The 15,727-nt window shown below is 67.3% G+C and carries 17 protein-coding genes; 5 read left to right on the top strand and 12 right to left on the bottom strand.

Annotation, left to right across the window (positions count from 1 at the left end; translation table 11 throughout):
• Positions 1–73 precede the first annotated feature (73 nt).
• Positions 74–1,291 carry an IS21 family transposase gene (istA, locus tag ACQ3DC_RS02540; protein WP_430751448.1) on the top strand — a complete coding sequence of 406 codons (1,218 nt, stop codon included), beginning with the start codon at positions 74–76 and terminating at the stop codon, positions 1,289–1,291.
• Positions 1,291–2,079 carry an IS21-like element helper ATPase IstB gene (gene istB, locus ACQ3DC_RS02545; RefSeq protein ID WP_430751449.1) on the top strand — a complete coding sequence of 263 codons (789 nt, stop codon included), beginning with the start codon at positions 1,291–1,293 and terminating at the stop codon, positions 2,077–2,079. Before istA ends, istB begins: the two co-directional genes overlap by 1 nt.
• 6 nt (positions 2,080–2,085) lie before the next feature.
• Here istB and ACQ3DC_RS02550 read toward each other — a convergent pair whose 3' ends face one another.
• From ACQ3DC_RS02550 to ACQ3DC_RS02570, 5 genes are all read right to left on the bottom strand, one after another.
• Positions 2,086–2,334, bottom strand: a complete 249-nt coding sequence (locus ACQ3DC_RS02550) for a type IV toxin-antitoxin system AbiEi family antitoxin domain-containing protein (RefSeq protein ID WP_430751450.1) — start codon at positions 2,332–2,334, stop codon at positions 2,086–2,088.
• Positions 2,335–2,499: 165 nt separating this feature from the next.
• Complete coding sequence (locus tag ACQ3DC_RS02555) at positions 2,500–3,609, bottom strand: winged helix DNA-binding domain-containing protein (protein WP_430751451.1); 1,110 nt, start codon at positions 3,607–3,609, stop codon at positions 2,500–2,502.
• A gap of 73 nt (positions 3,610–3,682) precedes the next feature.
• Positions 3,683–4,750, bottom strand: coding sequence for a UDP-N-acetylmuramate dehydrogenase (locus ACQ3DC_RS02560; RefSeq protein ID WP_430751452.1), 1,068 nt, complete (start codon positions 4,748–4,750; stop codon positions 3,683–3,685).
• Positions 4,751–4,789: 39 nt separating this feature from the next.
• Positions 4,790–5,227: a MaoC family dehydratase gene (locus tag ACQ3DC_RS02565; protein ID WP_430751453.1), complete on the bottom strand. Its 438-nt coding sequence runs from the start codon at positions 5,225–5,227 to the stop codon at positions 4,790–4,792.
• A 2-nt stretch (positions 5,228–5,229) separates the two neighbouring features.
• A complete protein-coding gene (locus ACQ3DC_RS02570; protein WP_321214102.1) occupies positions 5,230–5,691 on the bottom strand; it encodes an FAS1-like dehydratase domain-containing protein in 462 nt (153 codons plus the stop codon).
• Between the two features lie 120 nt (positions 5,692–5,811).
• On the opposite strand from ACQ3DC_RS02570, the gene ACQ3DC_RS02575 reads away from it, so the two are divergent.
• Positions 5,812–6,192, top strand: coding sequence for an ArsR/SmtB family transcription factor (locus ACQ3DC_RS02575; RefSeq protein WP_321214103.1), 381 nt, complete (start codon positions 5,812–5,814; stop codon positions 6,190–6,192).
• Positions 6,189–7,862, top strand: a complete 1,674-nt coding sequence (locus ACQ3DC_RS02580) for a SulP family inorganic anion transporter (RefSeq protein ID WP_430751454.1) — start codon at positions 6,189–6,191, stop codon at positions 7,860–7,862. The genes ACQ3DC_RS02575 and ACQ3DC_RS02580 overlap by 4 nt, the downstream gene beginning before the upstream one ends.
• Here ACQ3DC_RS02580 and ACQ3DC_RS02585 read toward each other — a convergent pair.
• From ACQ3DC_RS02585 to ACQ3DC_RS02600, 4 genes are all read right to left on the bottom strand, one after another.
• A complete protein-coding gene (locus ACQ3DC_RS02585) occupies positions 7,850–8,074 on the bottom strand; it encodes a DUF3188 domain-containing protein (protein WP_321214105.1) in 225 nt (74 codons plus the stop codon). The genes ACQ3DC_RS02580 and ACQ3DC_RS02585 overlap by 13 nt on opposite strands.
• Before the next feature lie 103 nt (positions 8,075–8,177).
• Positions 8,178–9,041, bottom strand: a complete 864-nt coding sequence (locus tag ACQ3DC_RS02590; protein ID WP_157241578.1) for an HpcH/HpaI aldolase/citrate lyase family protein — start codon at positions 9,039–9,041, stop codon at positions 8,178–8,180.
• A 167-nt stretch (positions 9,042–9,208) separates the two neighbouring features.
• Positions 9,209–10,150, bottom strand: a complete 942-nt coding sequence (locus tag ACQ3DC_RS02595) for an aldo/keto reductase (protein WP_421092457.1) — start codon at positions 10,148–10,150, stop codon at positions 9,209–9,211.
• Positions 10,150–11,862: a glycoside hydrolase family 13 protein gene (locus ACQ3DC_RS02600; protein WP_421092456.1), complete on the bottom strand. Its 1,713-nt coding sequence runs from the start codon at positions 11,860–11,862 to the stop codon at positions 10,150–10,152. Before ACQ3DC_RS02600 ends, ACQ3DC_RS02595 begins: the two co-directional genes overlap by 1 nt.
• A 96-nt stretch (positions 11,863–11,958) precedes the next feature.
• On the opposite strand from ACQ3DC_RS02600, the gene ACQ3DC_RS02605 reads away from it, so the two are divergent.
• Entirely contained in the window at positions 11,959–13,164 is a 1,206-nt protein-coding gene (locus ACQ3DC_RS02605) for an ROK family protein (protein ID WP_421092455.1), read from the top strand.
• A gap of 6 nt (positions 13,165–13,170) precedes the next feature.
• On the opposite strand, the gene ACQ3DC_RS02610 is transcribed toward ACQ3DC_RS02605, so the two are convergent.
• The 3 genes from ACQ3DC_RS02610 to ACQ3DC_RS02620 form a co-directional block, all read right to left on the bottom strand.
• The gene (locus tag ACQ3DC_RS02610; RefSeq protein WP_157241574.1) at positions 13,171–13,821 is read right to left on the bottom strand and encodes an NAD(P)H-binding protein; all 651 of its coding nucleotides are present in this window, start codon (positions 13,819–13,821) and stop codon (positions 13,171–13,173) included.
• Positions 13,822–13,837: 16 nt separating this feature from the next.
• Positions 13,838–14,395, bottom strand: a complete 558-nt coding sequence (locus ACQ3DC_RS02615) for a dihydrofolate reductase family protein (protein WP_157241573.1) — start codon at positions 14,393–14,395, stop codon at positions 13,838–13,840.
• Positions 14,396–14,465: 70 nt separating this feature from the next.
• Positions 14,466–15,662, bottom strand: a complete 1,197-nt coding sequence (locus ACQ3DC_RS02620; protein ID WP_430751455.1) for an acyltransferase family protein — start codon at positions 15,660–15,662, stop codon at positions 14,466–14,468.
• Positions 15,663–15,727: the final 65 nt, after the last annotated feature.

Genomic DNA, 15,727 nt, shown 5'->3' on the forward strand with positions numbered 1-15,727 from the left:
TGTCGGTGATGGTCGAAAAGTGAGCCATTGTGACGGTTGAAAACTGAGCCACCCGTTCCAAACGATTGGGTGGGTGATCACAGTGGAGGATTGGGCGCTTATTCGGCGGTTGCATCTGGCCGAGGGTGAATCGATGAGGTCGATAGCGGCGCGGTTGGGGGTCTCCAGGAACACGGTCGCGAAGGCAGTCAGCTCGGAGGGTCCGCCAGCGTACGTTCGGGCGCCGCAGGACTCTGGTATCAAGGCTGTGGAACCGGCTATTCGTGCGTTGCTGCTGGAGAACCCGCGGATGCCGGCGACTGTGTTGGCTGAGCGGGTGGGCTGGTCTGGGTCGCCGGCGTGGTTCCGGGAGAACGTTGCCAGGATCCGGCCCGAGTATGCCCCGGCTGATCCTGCGGACCGGATCTCTTACGATCCCGGGGATCAGGCGCAGTGCGATCTGTGGTTTCCCGAGGTGCGGATACCCGTCGGCGCGGGCAAAGCCAGGGTGTTGCCTGTGCTGGTGATGGTGTCCTCGCATTCTCGGTTCATCATGGCCCGGATGATCCCGTCCCGGATGACCGGGGACCTGCTGGCCGGAATGTGGGAACTGCTCGGATCCCTGGGCGCGGTTCCGCGGCGGCTGATCTGGGACAACGAAACCGGCATCGGCCGGCGGAACAGCTACGCCGCCGGAGTCGCGGCGTTCGCCGGGGTCCTCGCGACCAGGATCGTGCAGGTTAAACCCTACGACCCGGAGAGCAAGGGCGTGGTGGAGCGGGCCAACCAGTTCCTGGAGACTTCCTTCCTGCCGGGCCGGGTTTTCACCTCTCCGGAGGACTTCAACACCCAGCTCGGGCAGTGGCTGCCGAAGGCCAACGCCCGGCTGGTCAGACGGACCGGCGCCCGCCCGTCGGACCTGCTCGCTGCGGACAAAGCGGCCATGCTGGCGCTGCCGCCGGTTCCACCGGTCATCGGTTTCACTTCAAGGGTTCGGCTGCCGAGGGACTACTACGTCCGGATGGGATCCAACGACTACTCCGTTCACCCGCAGGCCATCGGCCGGTTCGTCGACATCACCGCCGGCCTCGAATCCGTCACGATCAGCCTGGATGGCCGATGCGTCGGCACCCACGCCCGGTCCTGGGGCGCCGGCCTGACCATCACCGACCCGGACCATGTTGAGGCGGCACGGGCGCTGCGGAAGGCTTTCCAAACCCCGCAACCTGTGGGCGAGACCACCGCGCTGCGGGACCTTGCGGATTATGACCGGGCGTTCGGTGTTGTCCTGGACGACGGTCAGGTCGCCTGATGCCGGACGCTAAGGAAACCATCGGCCAGATCGAGTACTACTCCCGGGCGATGAAAGCACCCCGGATCCGGGAAGTAGCACCCCGCCTCGCGGACCAGGCCCGTGAAGGAGGCTGGACCCACGAGGAATACCTCGCCGCTGTCCTGTCCCGGGAAGTCGCCGCCAGGGAAGCCTCCGGCGCCGAGATCAGAGCCCGGGCCGCCGGGTTCCCGGCCCGGAAATCACTCGAGGACTTCAACTTCGATCACCAGCCCGGCCTCAAACGCGACACCATCGCGCACCTGGCCACCGGCGCGTTCCTCACCGAAGCGTCCAACATCGTCCTGCTCGGACCGCCAGGAACCGGCAAAACACACCTCGCCACCGGCCTGGGGCTGCGGGCCACCCAGCTCGGTCACCGGGTCCTGTTCGCCACCGCCATCGACTGGGTCGCCCGGCTCCAGGCAGCCCACCAGAACGGCAGGCTGCCTCAGGAACTGGTCAGGCTGCGCCGCTACGGACTGATCATCGTGGACGAAGTCGGCTACATCCCCTTCGAACAGGATGCCGCGAATCTGTTCTTCCAGCTCGTCTCATCACGCTACGAGCACGCCTCACTGATCCTGACCTCGAACCTGCCCTTCGCCCGCTGGGGAGACGTCTTTGGCGACCAAGTCGTCGCTTCGGCCATGATCGACCGCATCGTCCACCACGCCGAAGTCATCACCCTCAAAGGCTCCAGCTACCGCCTCAAACACACTCAGGTCAATTCGCTGCCCTCGACAAGACCGGAAAATACGGCAGAATAACCAGCGTCAAAGTGGCTCACTTTTCAGCCCGCGAAACGGCTCACTTTTCGACCATCGCTGACACCATGGCTTCAAACCGTGCCAGTAGGTGCTTCGGACGTACGCACCCCGACGCAGCCGGATGACCAGTCCCGTGCGCACTGCCGCCGTCAGTATCCTGTCTTCGAGGCCCACGCGCGACAACTGCTGAGTTGCTGCCACAGGGAACTCGGGCCAGCGCTCGTCCAGCAGTTCCCGGATCTTGTCAGGTTTCATGGTCCAAGAGTGGTCCGCCATGGCGCACTGGCGGAAGCAGGCCGCAGCAGGATGTGGACAGTCGCCACGACCTGATACCCGACAGCGGCTCTGCCCCGCACGAGCGGTCTTGGACAGCACCGCTTGTGCGGGGCAGCACCGCTCGTGCGGGGCAGGGCCGCAGAGTCAGTTGTCCAGGAACGTGAGGTAGCGTTGGGCGGCTTTGGCGAACGCTACCCTGGCGGCCGGCCCCAGCGGCTTGGTGGCGTCGAAGAGTTCGGGCACGACGGCGGCACGCGGGCCGGCGCCGTCGCGGGACCATGTGCCGATCACCTCTCCCCCGGCCACCAGTGTCTTCTTGAAGACGCCATTGCCGCCGGGCACGATCCTGTCGGAATGCTCGGGCGGCAGGACCGCGCGCCGGTCAGCATAGCCCAGCAGGAACTCGTCGAAGCCGGGCAGCAGGAGGACGGACCGCTGTCCGGGCAGGCCGCCGTCAAGGAAGGATGCTGTCTCAGCCGACAGCCAATAGGTTGTGCCCCGGAATTCCAGCTCAACCAACTCATGCTTGGCGTCCTCAAAGGCGGCGCGAACCTCGGTGAGGGGAAGCTGGGTCCACCAGGCGAAGTCACGAAGGGTGGCAGGGCCGTGGCTTCGGAGGTACCGCAGCAGGAACTCCGCGACGGCTTCCTGCCGCTCCAGGCTGCGCGAAACGGGTATCCATTCCTCGAACGGCACCAGCAACTGCTGGTTCTTGGCCAGCGGCCCCTGAACCAGCCACGCGTGCCGGCACAGGGCCCCCAGGATGTGGATGCCCCGTTGGCCCCGGGTCGGCTGCCCCGCTGCGTCGAAGGCGGCGAACAGTTCGGTGCGGCTGGCGGGACCGGCCCCGGCAATATGCTCCAGCGCGATGTCCCGGCACTTCTCGATGTCCGCCCACGTGATCTCCAGTTCCCGGTGCCGCGCGGCAATACTCCTTGTGAGCCGGTCCGCTGTGAGGTCAAGCATCCACCGCAGGTCCTCCGGAGCCACCAGGTGCAACGTTCCGCGCATCGGCCAGGACCGCACCACGGCACCTGAATCAATGGCGGACCGGACGTCGGTGAGGCCGCATCCGGAGACCCTGGCGCCCACAGCCCACATGGCTGCCTGGAGGTCCTGCGCCTGCATGGCGGTCATCCAACGCACCGCTTCGGCGACCGGGCCGATCGCGTGGGTTCCCCCTGCGAGGCCCTGCGAAACCATCCTCAGGCGGCCCAGGATTTTGGGGTTGCGCCGGTGCAGGTCGACAGCCATGTGGCCATCTTAGGCCCGGTTCCGGGACGCCCGCGCCTGGCCCGGGTGGTGGATGACCGCGGCGCCGCCTGGGCTAAAGCTCCGAGCCGATAAGCAGTGGTTCCGGGTGCAGCCGGATGCCAAAGCGCTTTTCGACGCCGGCGCGCACCTCCCGCGCCACCGCCAGCACGTCCTGGGCGCTGGCAGAGCCCCGGTTGGTAATGGCGAGGGTGTGCTTGGTGGACAGGGACGCCCGGCCCCCGCTCACACTGCCCGGCTCCAGTCCAAAGCCCTTGCCGAAGCCCGCCTGGTCGATGAGCCAGGCCGCGGACAACTTCACCAGCCCGTCATGGCCCGCCGGGTAGCGGGGTGCCTTTTCCGGAAGGGCTGCGGCGATTTCAGCGGGGACGATCGGGTTGGTGAAAAACGACCCCGTGGAATAGGTGTCCCTGTCCGCCGGGTCCAGCACCATTCCCTTTGATGCCCGCAGCCGCAGCACTTCCCGGCGCACGTCCGTGGAGTAGGCCCGCTTGCCCTGCTCCACGCCCAGCGAGCGGGCCAGCTCCGCATACCGGATGGGAGCGCTCATCCGGCCGATGGGCAGCTGGAACTCCACGGTCAGCACCACGTAACGCGGCGAGCCATTGGTGGTGGTCTGTTTGAGGATGGAGTCCCGGTAGCCGAACTTCAGCTCCGAGTTCGTGAAAGTCTTGACGGCGTTCCGCTCGCGGTCCCAAGTCCGGACGGCGGCGATGGTCTGGGACACGTCGGAGCCGTAGGCGCCGACGTTTTGCACCGGGGTGGCCCCCGTGGAGCCCGGGATGCCGGCGAGGGCCTCAATCCCGGACCACGCGTGCAGAACAGCGTATTCCACCAGCCTGTCCCAGTTGTGGCCGGCCTGCACCACCACGGCCACGCCGCCGCAGGAATCCTCCGCGTTGACCGTGAAGCCTTCCGAGGCGATCTTCACCACGGTACCCGGGAACCCGTCGTCGGAAACCAGCAGGTTGGAGCCTCCGCTGATGATCAGCAGGGCCTCCCCGGCAGCGTCGGCTGACCGGACGGCCTCGATGATCTCAGCCTCGGTGCGGGCCTCGATGTAGGTGCCGGCGGGGCCCCCGACGGCGGCCGTTGTGAGCTGGGAAAGCAGGGTGGAAGTCACCAGACAACCCTATCGGCAAAGTGGGACACGCTTCCCGGCTCAGCTGAGCCGGACGACGGCCTGGGCCTTCATCAGGACCTTTTGTCCCGCGGAAACAACGGTGAGGTCAACCCGCGCGGTGTTCGCCTCGGCGTCGAGCTTGCCAATGATGCCGCTGACTTCGATGGTGGCGCCGGGGTGGTCGGTGCCCGTGGTGTCGGTGACCAGGACGGGCTTGGTGAAGCGGGTCTGGAAGTCGACGACGGCGGCCGGGTCGCCTGCCCAGTCAGTGACCAGCTGCACGGCCGAGCCCATGGTGAACATGCCGTGGGCGATGACGCCGGGCAGTTCCACGCTGGTGGCGAAGGCTTCGTTCCAGTGGATGGGGTTGAAGTCGCCGGATGCGCCGGCGTACTTGACCAGGTCGGTGCGGCTGACCTCGATGGTGCGGCTGCCGATCTCCTGGCCGGCGCTGAGGTCGTGAATGCTGTGGCTCATGGTTACTGTCCCTCTCCGCGGACCAGGATGGACGACGTGGTGGTGGTGACGGGGTCACGGGAATCATCCGTACCGAGGGCAAAGATCTCCGAACGCGTGGTGATCATTGCACCGCCGCCCATGGCCCGGACGCCGTCGACGTGGAGTTCCGCCACGAGGCGGTCTCCGGCGAAAATCGGCCGGTGGTGGGTGAAGCGCTGGTCTGCATGGACCACGCGGGAGAAGTCGATGCCCGCTTCCGGATCCTCGATGAGCTGGGCGTCGGCGCGCTGGGCGATGATGATGGCAAACGTCGGAGGGGCAACGAGATCCGCGTGGCCCAGGGCCTTGGCGGCGTCGACGTCGAAGTGCGCGGGATGGGTGGCCTTCACGGCGCGGGCGAACTCGCGGATTTTCTCACGGCCAACGTCGTACACCTCTGCGGCAGGGTAGCTTCGGCCCTGCAGGTCCGGATTGATAGTCATGGGTTCCAGCCTATCGTTGCCCCGCCCGGCAGGGGACTTGCACCACCTTGATATGATGAATTTATCAATCCATCAATTCGCTGGCGCATTGGCCATCAGTGTCACGTCGAGGAGCTTCCCGTGCTGCCTTCCGCCCAGGCTCCGCTGTACGAAATCAAGGCCAACCTCTTCAAGGGGCTGGCGCACCCTGCAAGGATCCGCATCCTTGAGCTGCTGGCAGCGTCGCCGCAGGAGACCGCAGCAGTGAGCTACCTCCTGGCGGAGACCGGGCTTGAAGCCTCGCACCTCTCCCAGCACCTGGCCACGTTGCGCAAGCACAAGGTGGTCACCTCTGTGCGCACCGCCAATGCCGTGACCTACCGGCTGGCGCACCCCGGGATTTCCCAACTGCTTGCCATCGCGCGGACATTCCTCCTGGACAACCTTGCCGATTCAAACGAACAGCTCCGGCTGGCGCAGCAGTTGCCTGCGGGGCACCTCGCTGCCGGGCCCGCCTCGTGAAGCCGGGCGTAAGCACTGACAGGCGGCACCCCGGCCGGTTCCTGCCCTCGAAGCTGGATTACGCGGGACTTGGAACATCGTGGCGGACTGACCTGCTGGCCGGCATCACGGTGGGCATTGTTGCTTTGCCGCTGGCCCTGGCGTTCGGCGTCAGCTCGGGAGTGGGTGCGGAGGCCGGGCTCATCACGGCGATCGTCGCCGGCCTGGTGGCAGCCGTGATGGGCGGATCACCCGTCCAGGTGTCCGGCCCGACCGGTGCCATGGTTGTGGTGCTGGCCCCTGTGGTGGCAGTCCACGGCGCCGGCAGCGTGGCCCCGTTGTCACTGATGGCGGGGCTCCTGGTCTGTGTCCTGGGATTCAGCGGCCTGGGCCGGGCGGTCGCTTTCATCCCCTGGCCCGTGGTGGAAGGCTTCACCCTGGGGATCGCCGCCATTATCTTCCTCCAGCAGGTTCCGCCCGCCACCGGAACATCCGGCGTCCCGGGCCACAACACCCTCATCGCTGCAGTGGAAGCCGCATCCGCCGCAACGGTTCCGGCTGCCCTGCTGACCCTCGCGGTCGTGGCGGGAGTCGCCGTCGTGATGGTCCTGGTGCAGAAGCTGCTCAAGGCCCTGCCCGCCAGCCTGGTCGCGGTGCTCCTCGCCACGGCGGCCGCCGAGCTGTTCCGGCTGGACATCCCCAGGATCGGCCCCCTGCCGCATTCCCTGCCCGCCCCCGCGGTTCCCGTCTTTGACCTGGATCTGCTGGGCAGCCTGGCCATGCCCGCGGTGGCCATCGCCTGCCTTGCGGCCATCGAGTCGTTGCTGTCCGCCCGGGTTGCGGCAGGCATGACCGGGCCGGACGGCAGACCGAGTGGACCGTACAGCCCGGACCGGGAACTGACAGGCCAGGGCCTGGCGTCAATCGCTGCGGGCCTCTTCGGCGGCATGCCCGCCACCGGGGCCATCGCACGGACGGCTGTGAACGTCCGCTCAGGTGCTAAAACCCGCCTGGCTGCCGCTGTCCACGCCGTGGTGCTGCTCGCGATTGTCTACCTCGCCTCAGGCATGGTCAGCCGGATTCCGCTGGCAGCCCTCGGCGGAGTCCTGATGGTCACTGCGGTGCGGATGGTGTCCCGGCGGACCGTTGCGGCGATCCTCCGCTCCACCAGGTCCGACGCCGCCGTCTTCATCCTGACGGCGATCATCACGGTGGCGTTCGACCTGATCGTTGCCATCCAGATAGGGCTCGCGGCGGCAGCCCTCTTTGCCCTGCGCACGTTCGCCTCGCTGAGCAGCGTGCAGCGGGAGGAGATCCCCGGTCCGCGCGCCGAGGGTGACGAGCACATCGCCGTCCTCCGACTGGACGGGGCCATGTTCTTCGGCGCCGCCGAACGGATCCTGCAGGAGATCAGCCAGGTCAAGGACGTCCAGGTGGCCATCATCAGACTTTCCCAGCTGAGGATGCTGGACGCCACGGGCGCGCATGCACTGGTGGAGGTGGTCTCCGCGCTTGAGCTCCGGGGAATCACCGTTCTACTCAAGGGCGTCCGGCCGGACCACCTGCGGCTGGTGACCAACGTGGGAGTGATCCGGTCCCTGCGGCACCACAAGCACCTGTTCGGGCACCTCGGGGACGCAGTGGAACACGCCCGCAGCCACGTCCGCCGTAACGCCGGCTACCGCTTGTAGCCCTTCCGGATCGCCTGGCCGCGGACCACAATCCCGGCGATGTGCAGGACCAGGCCCAGCCCGATCAGCGGGAGGGATGCCGTGGCCAGGCCGGAGTTGCCGCTGGTGTTGCCTACCAGGTTGAGGATAATTCCGACGGCGATCAGTCCCATCGCACTGAAAACCAGGACTTTGTAGCGGGTGGGCGCGGTGGCCCAGAATTCGTTCAGCACCCTGAAAGTCTACCGGGCAGCCTCAGCCGCTCAGCCCGGGGCGCCATGCCTTGGCGGCTGACCGCACCTGTTGCGGAAGCCCCCCGTCGCGCGTTGCAAGGTCCTACAGGGCGGGCTGCACCCCGAAGGCTACCGCGAGCTTCATGATCTTTTCGGCGCGGCCCAGGCGGGGCAGGTCGGAACCGTCACGGATCACGCGGCCGTTGGCTTCGAAGTCGGCCATGAAGTCGGTGGCCCAGGCGACGTCCGACGGTGTGGGGCTGATGACTTCGTTGATGACGGGGGTCTGGTCGATGGCCAGGCAGAGCTTGCCGGTCATGCCCATCATCACGGTGATGCCGGTCTGCTCCCGCAGGATGGGGTGGTTGGTGCCGACGGTGGGGCCGTCGATGGGCCCGGGCAGGTTGCCGACGCGGCTGGCGACAACGAGCTTGGCGCGCGGGTAGGCCATGGCTTCCGGGGTGGCGGCCATGCCGGTGTCGCGGCGGAAGTCGCCGGAACCGAAGGCCAGCCGGAAGGCGCCCTGCGCCTTGGCGATGTTGTTGGCTTCCTCGATGCCGACGGCGGATTCCACCAGCGGGATCACGGGCGTATTCCCGTCCATGCGGTGGAAGCTCTCAGTGACCTGGTCCGCGGATTCGGTCTTCGCCAGCATGATGCCGAGCAGGCCCGGCGTGCCGCGGAGTCCGGCCAGGTCCGCTGCCCAGAACGGGCTGGTGGCGTCATTGATGCGGACCCAGGCCTTGCCGCCGGCGGTCAGCCAGTCAATGACGTTGTTCCGGGCATGGTCCTTCTGGGAAGGGTCCACGGCATCTTCAATATCCAGGATGATCGAATCGGCGCGGGACATTGCCGACTGGTCGAAGAGCTCCGTCTTCATGGCATTCACGAGGAGCCATGAGCGGGCGATCTCTGCTGGGATATTGCGTTCCGGCCTTACGGTCTCGGTGGCGATGGTAGACGTCATGTATCTACCGTATCCGCCCGGGCAGGGGCACGGGGCACAAAAACGGCCAGCTTGTGGGGTTCAATACGAACTAAACGGGATATGACGGCCGGGCAGCGAAAGTAGGTAGCAGCAGGTGTCGTTTCGGGGCGCCAAAACGACACCTGCTGCCAGTCAGTTGGGGTGGGTCAGGGGATGTTGCTGCCGCGCGCAGTCACCCAGAGTCGGTACCAGTCCGTCCGGGTCATCGCCTGGGCCACGCGGGCGGCGTCGGCACAGGCCCGGATCCGGCCCGGGTTGACGGTCCCGATCACCGGCGCGATGCCGGCCGGGTGCTTCATCAGCCACCCGAGCAGGACCGATTCCCCGGAGCTGCCGTACTCCCCCGCCAGCTGCGCCACGAGCTCGACGGTGGCTGCCTCCGCCGACGTCGGGCTCTCCGGTTCCGCGCCCGTGTACAGGCCCCTGGCGAGCGAGCCGTAGGCCTGGAGCGTGATGGAGTTCCGGACGCAGTACTCCAGGGTGCCGTGCGGGAAACTGTAGTCCAGGTGCTCGGCGTGGTTGACCAGCACCTGGCTCTCCAGCCACGCCCGCTTGAGCAGGCTCATTTCCAGCTGGTTCGCCACCACCGGGGTTTCCAGCCGGTCCTGCAGCGCCTCGATCTGCGCCCCGGACATGTTGGAAACACCCAGCTGCCGCACCTTGCCTTCGGCCATCAGCTGCCCGACGGCGGCGGCCACGTCCGCCGGGTCCGCCAAGGGATCCGGGCGGTGCAGCAGGAGGATGTCCACGTAGTCTGTCCGCAGCCGCTTCAGGCTTTCGTTGACGCGCTCCAGGATGGCCTCGCGGCTGAGGTCGTAGTGCCCGGGCAGCCCGGGTTCGCCGAGCCTGATGCCGCACTTGGTCTGCAGCCGGATGCGGTCACGCAGCCCGGGAGTGGACGCCAGCACCTCGCCGAAGACTGCCTCGGACTTGCCCCTGCGGTAGATGTCCGCGTGGTCGAACAGGGTGATTCCCGCGCCCAGGGCAGCCTCGACGGCGGCAGCGGCCTCGTCAACATGCTCGGTGGCATGCGGCTCGTCGGACCAGCTGCCGCCCAGGCCCATGCAGCCATAAATCAGTTCCTGCATCAGCGCAGCCATGCCGTGGTGTTGGCGGGCAGCTTGCCGTCCTCCAGGACGTCGCTGCTGACCAGGACGGTGCCTGCCGGGAGGTCGACGGCGGTGTCCCCGAAGTTGGTCACGGACTGCCAGCCGTTGGGGCGGCGGAAGTGGAGGACCTCCGGGTTGCCGGTTTCCACCCATTCCAGCGCTTCGTCCGTCTGCAGCTCGCGGCGGAGCTTCAGGGCCTTGCGGTAGAGCTCCAGCGTGGAACCCTCGGTCCCGTCCTGCGCCTCGACGGCGTACTTGCTGAACCAGTCAGGCTGCGGCAGGTGCGCGCCGCCGTCGCCGAAGCCGAAGGAGGTTCCCTCGACCTTCCAGGGCAGGGGCACCCGGCAGCCGTCCCGGCCGATTTCGACACCCTTGTTGCGGAAGAACGAGGGGTCCTGGCGTTCGGACTCCGGGATCTCCGCCACTTCCTGGAGTCCCAGCTCCTCACCCTGGTACAGGTAGGCGGAGCCCGGGACGGCGAGCATCAGCAGGGTGGCGGCGCGGGCACGGCGTTCGCCGAGCTCCACGTCCAGCTCCTCCTTGGGGCCGCCGGCCAGCAGCCAGTCCTTGCCGTCCTGGCCCTTGGTGCGCTCTTTGCCCTTGGAGACCTGCGGCAGGCCGTACCGGGTGGCGTGGCGGACAACGTCATGGTTTGAGAAGACCCAGGTGGAGGAGGCCCCCGTGGCAGCTGCCTCGGCAAGGTTGCGCGTGATGATTTCGCGGAACTCCGCCGCATCGAAGTCGGCCTGCAGGAGGTCGAAGTTGAAGGCCTGGCCGAGGCCCTCGGGGCTGGCATAGCGGGCCCGGCGGGTCGCGTGGACCCACGCCTCGGCGACGGCGGTGCGCGGCGGGTTGTACTCGTTGAACACCTCGCGCCACTCGGCGTAGATCTCATGCACTTCGTCGCGGTCCCAGAAGGGGTGCGTGCCGTCGTCGAAACCGTCCACGCCGGTGTTGGCCGCGCTCAGTTCCAGCTTGGACAGCAGCGGTTCGGTGAGGTCCTTGGTGAGCGCGTGCGCCACGTCCACCCGGAAGCCGTCCACGCCGCGGTCGGACCAGAAGCGCAGGGTCTTCAGGAAGTCCTCGCGGATTTCCCGGTTGGACCAGTTCAGGTCCGGCTGCTCCTTGGCGAAGATGTGCATGTACCACTGGCCCGGGGTGCCGTCCGGCTCGGTGATGCGTTCCCAGGCGGGCCCACCAAAGACGGAGTCCCAGTCCGACGGCGGAAACTCGCCGTTGGGGCCCTTGCCGTCACGGAAGATGTACCGGTCCCGTGCGGGGGATCCCTTGGGCGAGGCGAGCGCTTCCTTGAACCATTCGTGCCGGTTGGAGGAGTGGTTGGGGACGATGTCGGCGATGAGCTTGATGCCGGCCTGGTGCAGCGCCCTGGCCATCTCGTCAAAATCGGCCAGCGTGCCCAGCTTGGGGTCAACGTCGCGGTAGTCGTCCACGTCGTAGCCGCCGTCGGCAAGCGCCGAGGGGTAGAACGGGCTCAGCCAGACGGCGTCGATCCCGAGCGACTTCAGGTACGGGACCTTGGCGGTGATGCCCTTGAGATCGCCGATGCCGTCGCCGTTGGAGTCCGCGAAGCTGCGCGGATAGATCTGGTACACAGAGGCTTGGCGCCACCAGTTCGGATCGGCCAGGCGGTCGGAATCGGAAAGAGTTGCCAGAGTGGCGGTGGTGGACAAGGGGTGATCCTTTGCTGCTTGTCGACTATATTTATTTTGGTTCTAAATTTAGCTGCCCGATCATTATCTGGCGCGTTGCACGGAAAGGTCAACAGCATGGCTGAAACCACCGCCGCCACCCCCCAACTGCTGCGCCGTGTCAGCGCCGGCGCCGTACTGGACTTCATGCGCTCCTCCGGCGTCGTCACCGTCACCGAAGTCATGGAAGCCACCGGCCTCACCCGCGCCACCGCCATCTCCGTCTGCGAGGACCTCAAGGAGCGGGGCTGGCTCCGCGAACTGGAGAACCAGCGTGCATCCGGCGGGTACCGGAAGGGCCGGCCCGCCCGCCGCTTCCAACTCAACGAGCGTGCCGGCTACGTACTGGGCATGGACGTGGGGGTTTCCAAGGCCACGGTGGTGGTGTCGGACCTTCGCGGGCAGGTGCTGGGGCGGTCCACGCTGCCCTTCGCGGAAGCCGAAATTTCGGCCGGGGAACGCATCTCCGTCATCGACCGGGCTGCGATGACGGCACTTCGCAGCGTGGGCGCCGCCCCGGAGTCGGTCCTCGCCGTCTGCGCCGGCATTGCCGCCCCGGTGGACCGCAACGGTGACGTGCTGGTGGCCCAGCATTTCTGGGGATTGTTCGACGTCGGCCTGAAGGCAGCCATGCGGGACCGGCACGGCTGGACGGTCCTGCTGGAAAACGACGCCAACCTTGCCGCCCTCGGCGACCGCTGGCGGGGTGCGGCGGCGGGAGTGGACGACGTCGTGGTGATCCTTGCCAGTGAGCGTTTCGGTTCAGGGGTGATCGACGGCGGGCGGCTGCTGCACGGGAGCCGCGGCGGCGCCGGTGAACTCGCCTTCCTGGACCAGGTCGAGGGTGTGGGGGACACCTTCGGCATTGCAAGCCTCGCCAGGACGTGGGCGGCCGAGGCGCTGGCCGGCAAAACCCGGACATCCCTCCGGGATCATGCAGCCCAAGGCGGGGCGGAGGCTGAGCACGTCTTCGCGGCCGCTGCTGAAGGCGACGCCGTGGCCCTGCGCATTCTTGAACGCCTGGCGGACCGGCTGGCCCGGGTCATTGGCGCGGTGGCGACGGTGTTCAACCCGGAGCTTGTGGTGATCGGCGGTGCAGTGGCCAACTCCGCAGGCGTCCTGCTCGAACCGATCAAACGGCGGCTGAAGGATTTCACCGCCACTCCCCCGCGGATTGCGGTCTCGCCGCTGGGCGACTCGATCGTGACCGTTGGGGCCGTCCGGGGCGCGCTGGACTACGTGGAGAAGCATTCCCTCGACTTGCAGCTGGTCCCCCGCGCTTAGTCCGCGCTAGGGCTGCAGGGCGGCGGCGATGGGCAGTGTGCCGTCACAGAATTCGATGGTCCTGCCCGCGGTTTCCGGCAGGTCCAGCACGGCGGCCGCGACGCTTGCCGTGTTGCTCCGCGAGGTTTCCCGGCTGCCCCCGGGAGCGGGATCGACGTCGATCAGCCCGGTTCCCGGCCTGTCCGTCAACGCCCCCGGGCCCAGGATGGTCCAGGCAAGGCCGGTGCCGCGCAGGTACTCGTCGGCGGCGGCCTTCGCCTCGGCGTACGCAAAGAAGGAGTGGTCCTCCGGCACGCCGTGGTCCTTGCCGGCGCCCAGGTAGGACACCATCACGTAGCGGCCCACATTGGCTTCGGCGGCCGCATCCATCGAACGGATGGCCGCGTCCCGGTCCACCGCATAGGTGCGTGCCGGGTTGCCGCCGCCCGCACCGGCGGACCAGACCACCGCGTCATGGCCCTTCAACGCTTCGGCGAGTGCCGCCGTCGTCGCATTCTCAACGTCCAGGACCGACGGCACCGCCCCCGTAGCGGCGACGTCGGCTGCATGGTCCGGGTTGCGGATGAACGAGGTAACGCTGTGGCCTTCTTCCGTGAGCAGGGCGGACAGGTGAAGGGCCACTTTGCCGTGGCCGCCGATGATTGCGATTCGCGTCATGCCCCCATTCTGCCCTTCACCGCAGGACGCGGTAGCGCAGGTAGGCCACGCCGTTGCCGAAACGGCGCAGGTCGAGGAGCTCAAGCTTTGATTCCAGGCCGTCCGGCAGGGCCCGCAGGCCTCCCCCGACCACCACCGGATTGATCAGGAATCCGCACTCGTCCACCAGTCCTGCCGCGAATGCCAGTCCTGCCAGGTTGGCACCGCCGATGCTCATCGTCCCGTCCGTTGCGTCCTTCATCGCCCGGACGGCAGCCGGGTCGAAGGTGCGCTCGATCCGGGTCCGGGGCGTCTCAGCGACAGCAAGCGAAGAGGAGTAGACAACCTTGTCGGCCCCCTGCCAGATCCGGGCATAGTCCTGGATCACCGGCGGGTCTCCGGGGCCGCCCATGGTTTCCCAGACCGCCATAACGTCGTACATCCTGCGGCCGAGCAGGAACGTCCCGACGTCCCGTTCGAGGTCGTTGACGAAGGCGTGGACTTCCTCGTCGGGGGCGCTCCAGTCGAAATTGCCGTTGCGGTCCGCCACGTATCCGTCCAGGGAGGTGATGCAGGTGTAAATGAGCTGGCCCATGGTCCCTATTGTGGCCGCGAAGGCAGGCAGTTGGAAGCCGCCAGGGGCCGCGCGCAGTTCCCCGGCGCGGTCAGGCTGTCCGCCGGTGGTCCGGGCCCGTGCCGAGGAGCACCCGCAGTCCCGGCACCGTGCGGGAAACGTGGCCAAGGCCAAAGGAAAGGAGGAGCCCGAGCACGGCGACCAGGAGGAATTTGGCCCCGGCGGGCCAGGCAACCTGCAGGATCGCCACCTGGAGGCCCACGACGACGAAGATGTGCAGGATGTAGGCGGCATAGCTGGCCGTGGCCATCGCTGACACCAGCCGCACCGGCCGGCGGAAGAGCTCGCGCAACGTGACCAGCAGGCCCACTCCCAGGCCGGCGCAGACCAACGTCTCCAGGGCGACCCGCACCAGCGAACGCCAGTCCACTCCGCCCGTCGCCGTGGCAGCGCCCCAGAGTCCCAGTGCCTGCAGGGAGAAGATGGCCGCGGACGCCACAAGGCCCACAGCCAGCCAGGTGAAGCCGACGCGGCGCTGAATCCGCCGGAACCAGTCGTTCCGGTAGGCGAGGATGCCCAAGGCAAACAGGCTCACATACTGGGTGAGGTTTGCGGGTTCTGCCGGCATGACAAAGAAGAGTGGTACCCAGTCATCGACGGGAAACCACCACCGGACAACCCACGTAACCACGATCAGGGCAGCTGCGTAAGACAGGATGGCGCCGTGGCCGGGCGGCGGCAGCATCTGCCGCGGGGTCCCTGGTGAGGCCGGGCGCAACCAGCGGACCCGCTCCGCAAGCAGGACATAGGCGGCCGTATAAAGGAGGAGGTGTGCCAGGAACCAGAGGTGGAAGTAGGCGCCCTGCCAGGCGTCGTCATACAGCGACCTGACGAACTCCCCCGGCTCGGGACTTCCGGATGCCAGATAGGCGAGTGGAACGTTGACCGCCGCGACGAAGACCACGAGCGGCACCCCGATGCGGGCCCACCGTTCCTTGAGGAACCGGCGCGGACCTTTGCGCTCATAGGATCCGGGCAGGAAATAGCCGGCCACCAGGAACAACAGGCCCAGGCCCACGGCCGCGTTCACCGTGTAGAACGGCACGAACCAGTCGCTGGTGGCCTGGTCTTCCACCGGCCAGAAGCCGCCGGTGGGTCCGTACGCCTGGGCTGCATGGTGGATAATCACCATGGAGATAATCAGCACCCTCAGGACATCCACGAAGGCCAGCCGCCCTGTCCCGGCGGACACAGCGGCGGGCCCGCCGGACCCTGCTGCTCGGGACATCCTGAACCCTCCCTGCCGCCACCGTTGCTGCTTCTGACTCCATCGTGGCCCGTCTCACCCACGGC

The organism is Paenarthrobacter sp. NEAU-H11 (genome assembly GCF_050573415.1).
In the GTDB taxonomy this organism is placed as follows: domain Bacteria; phylum Actinomycetota; class Actinomycetes; order Actinomycetales; family Micrococcaceae; genus Arthrobacter.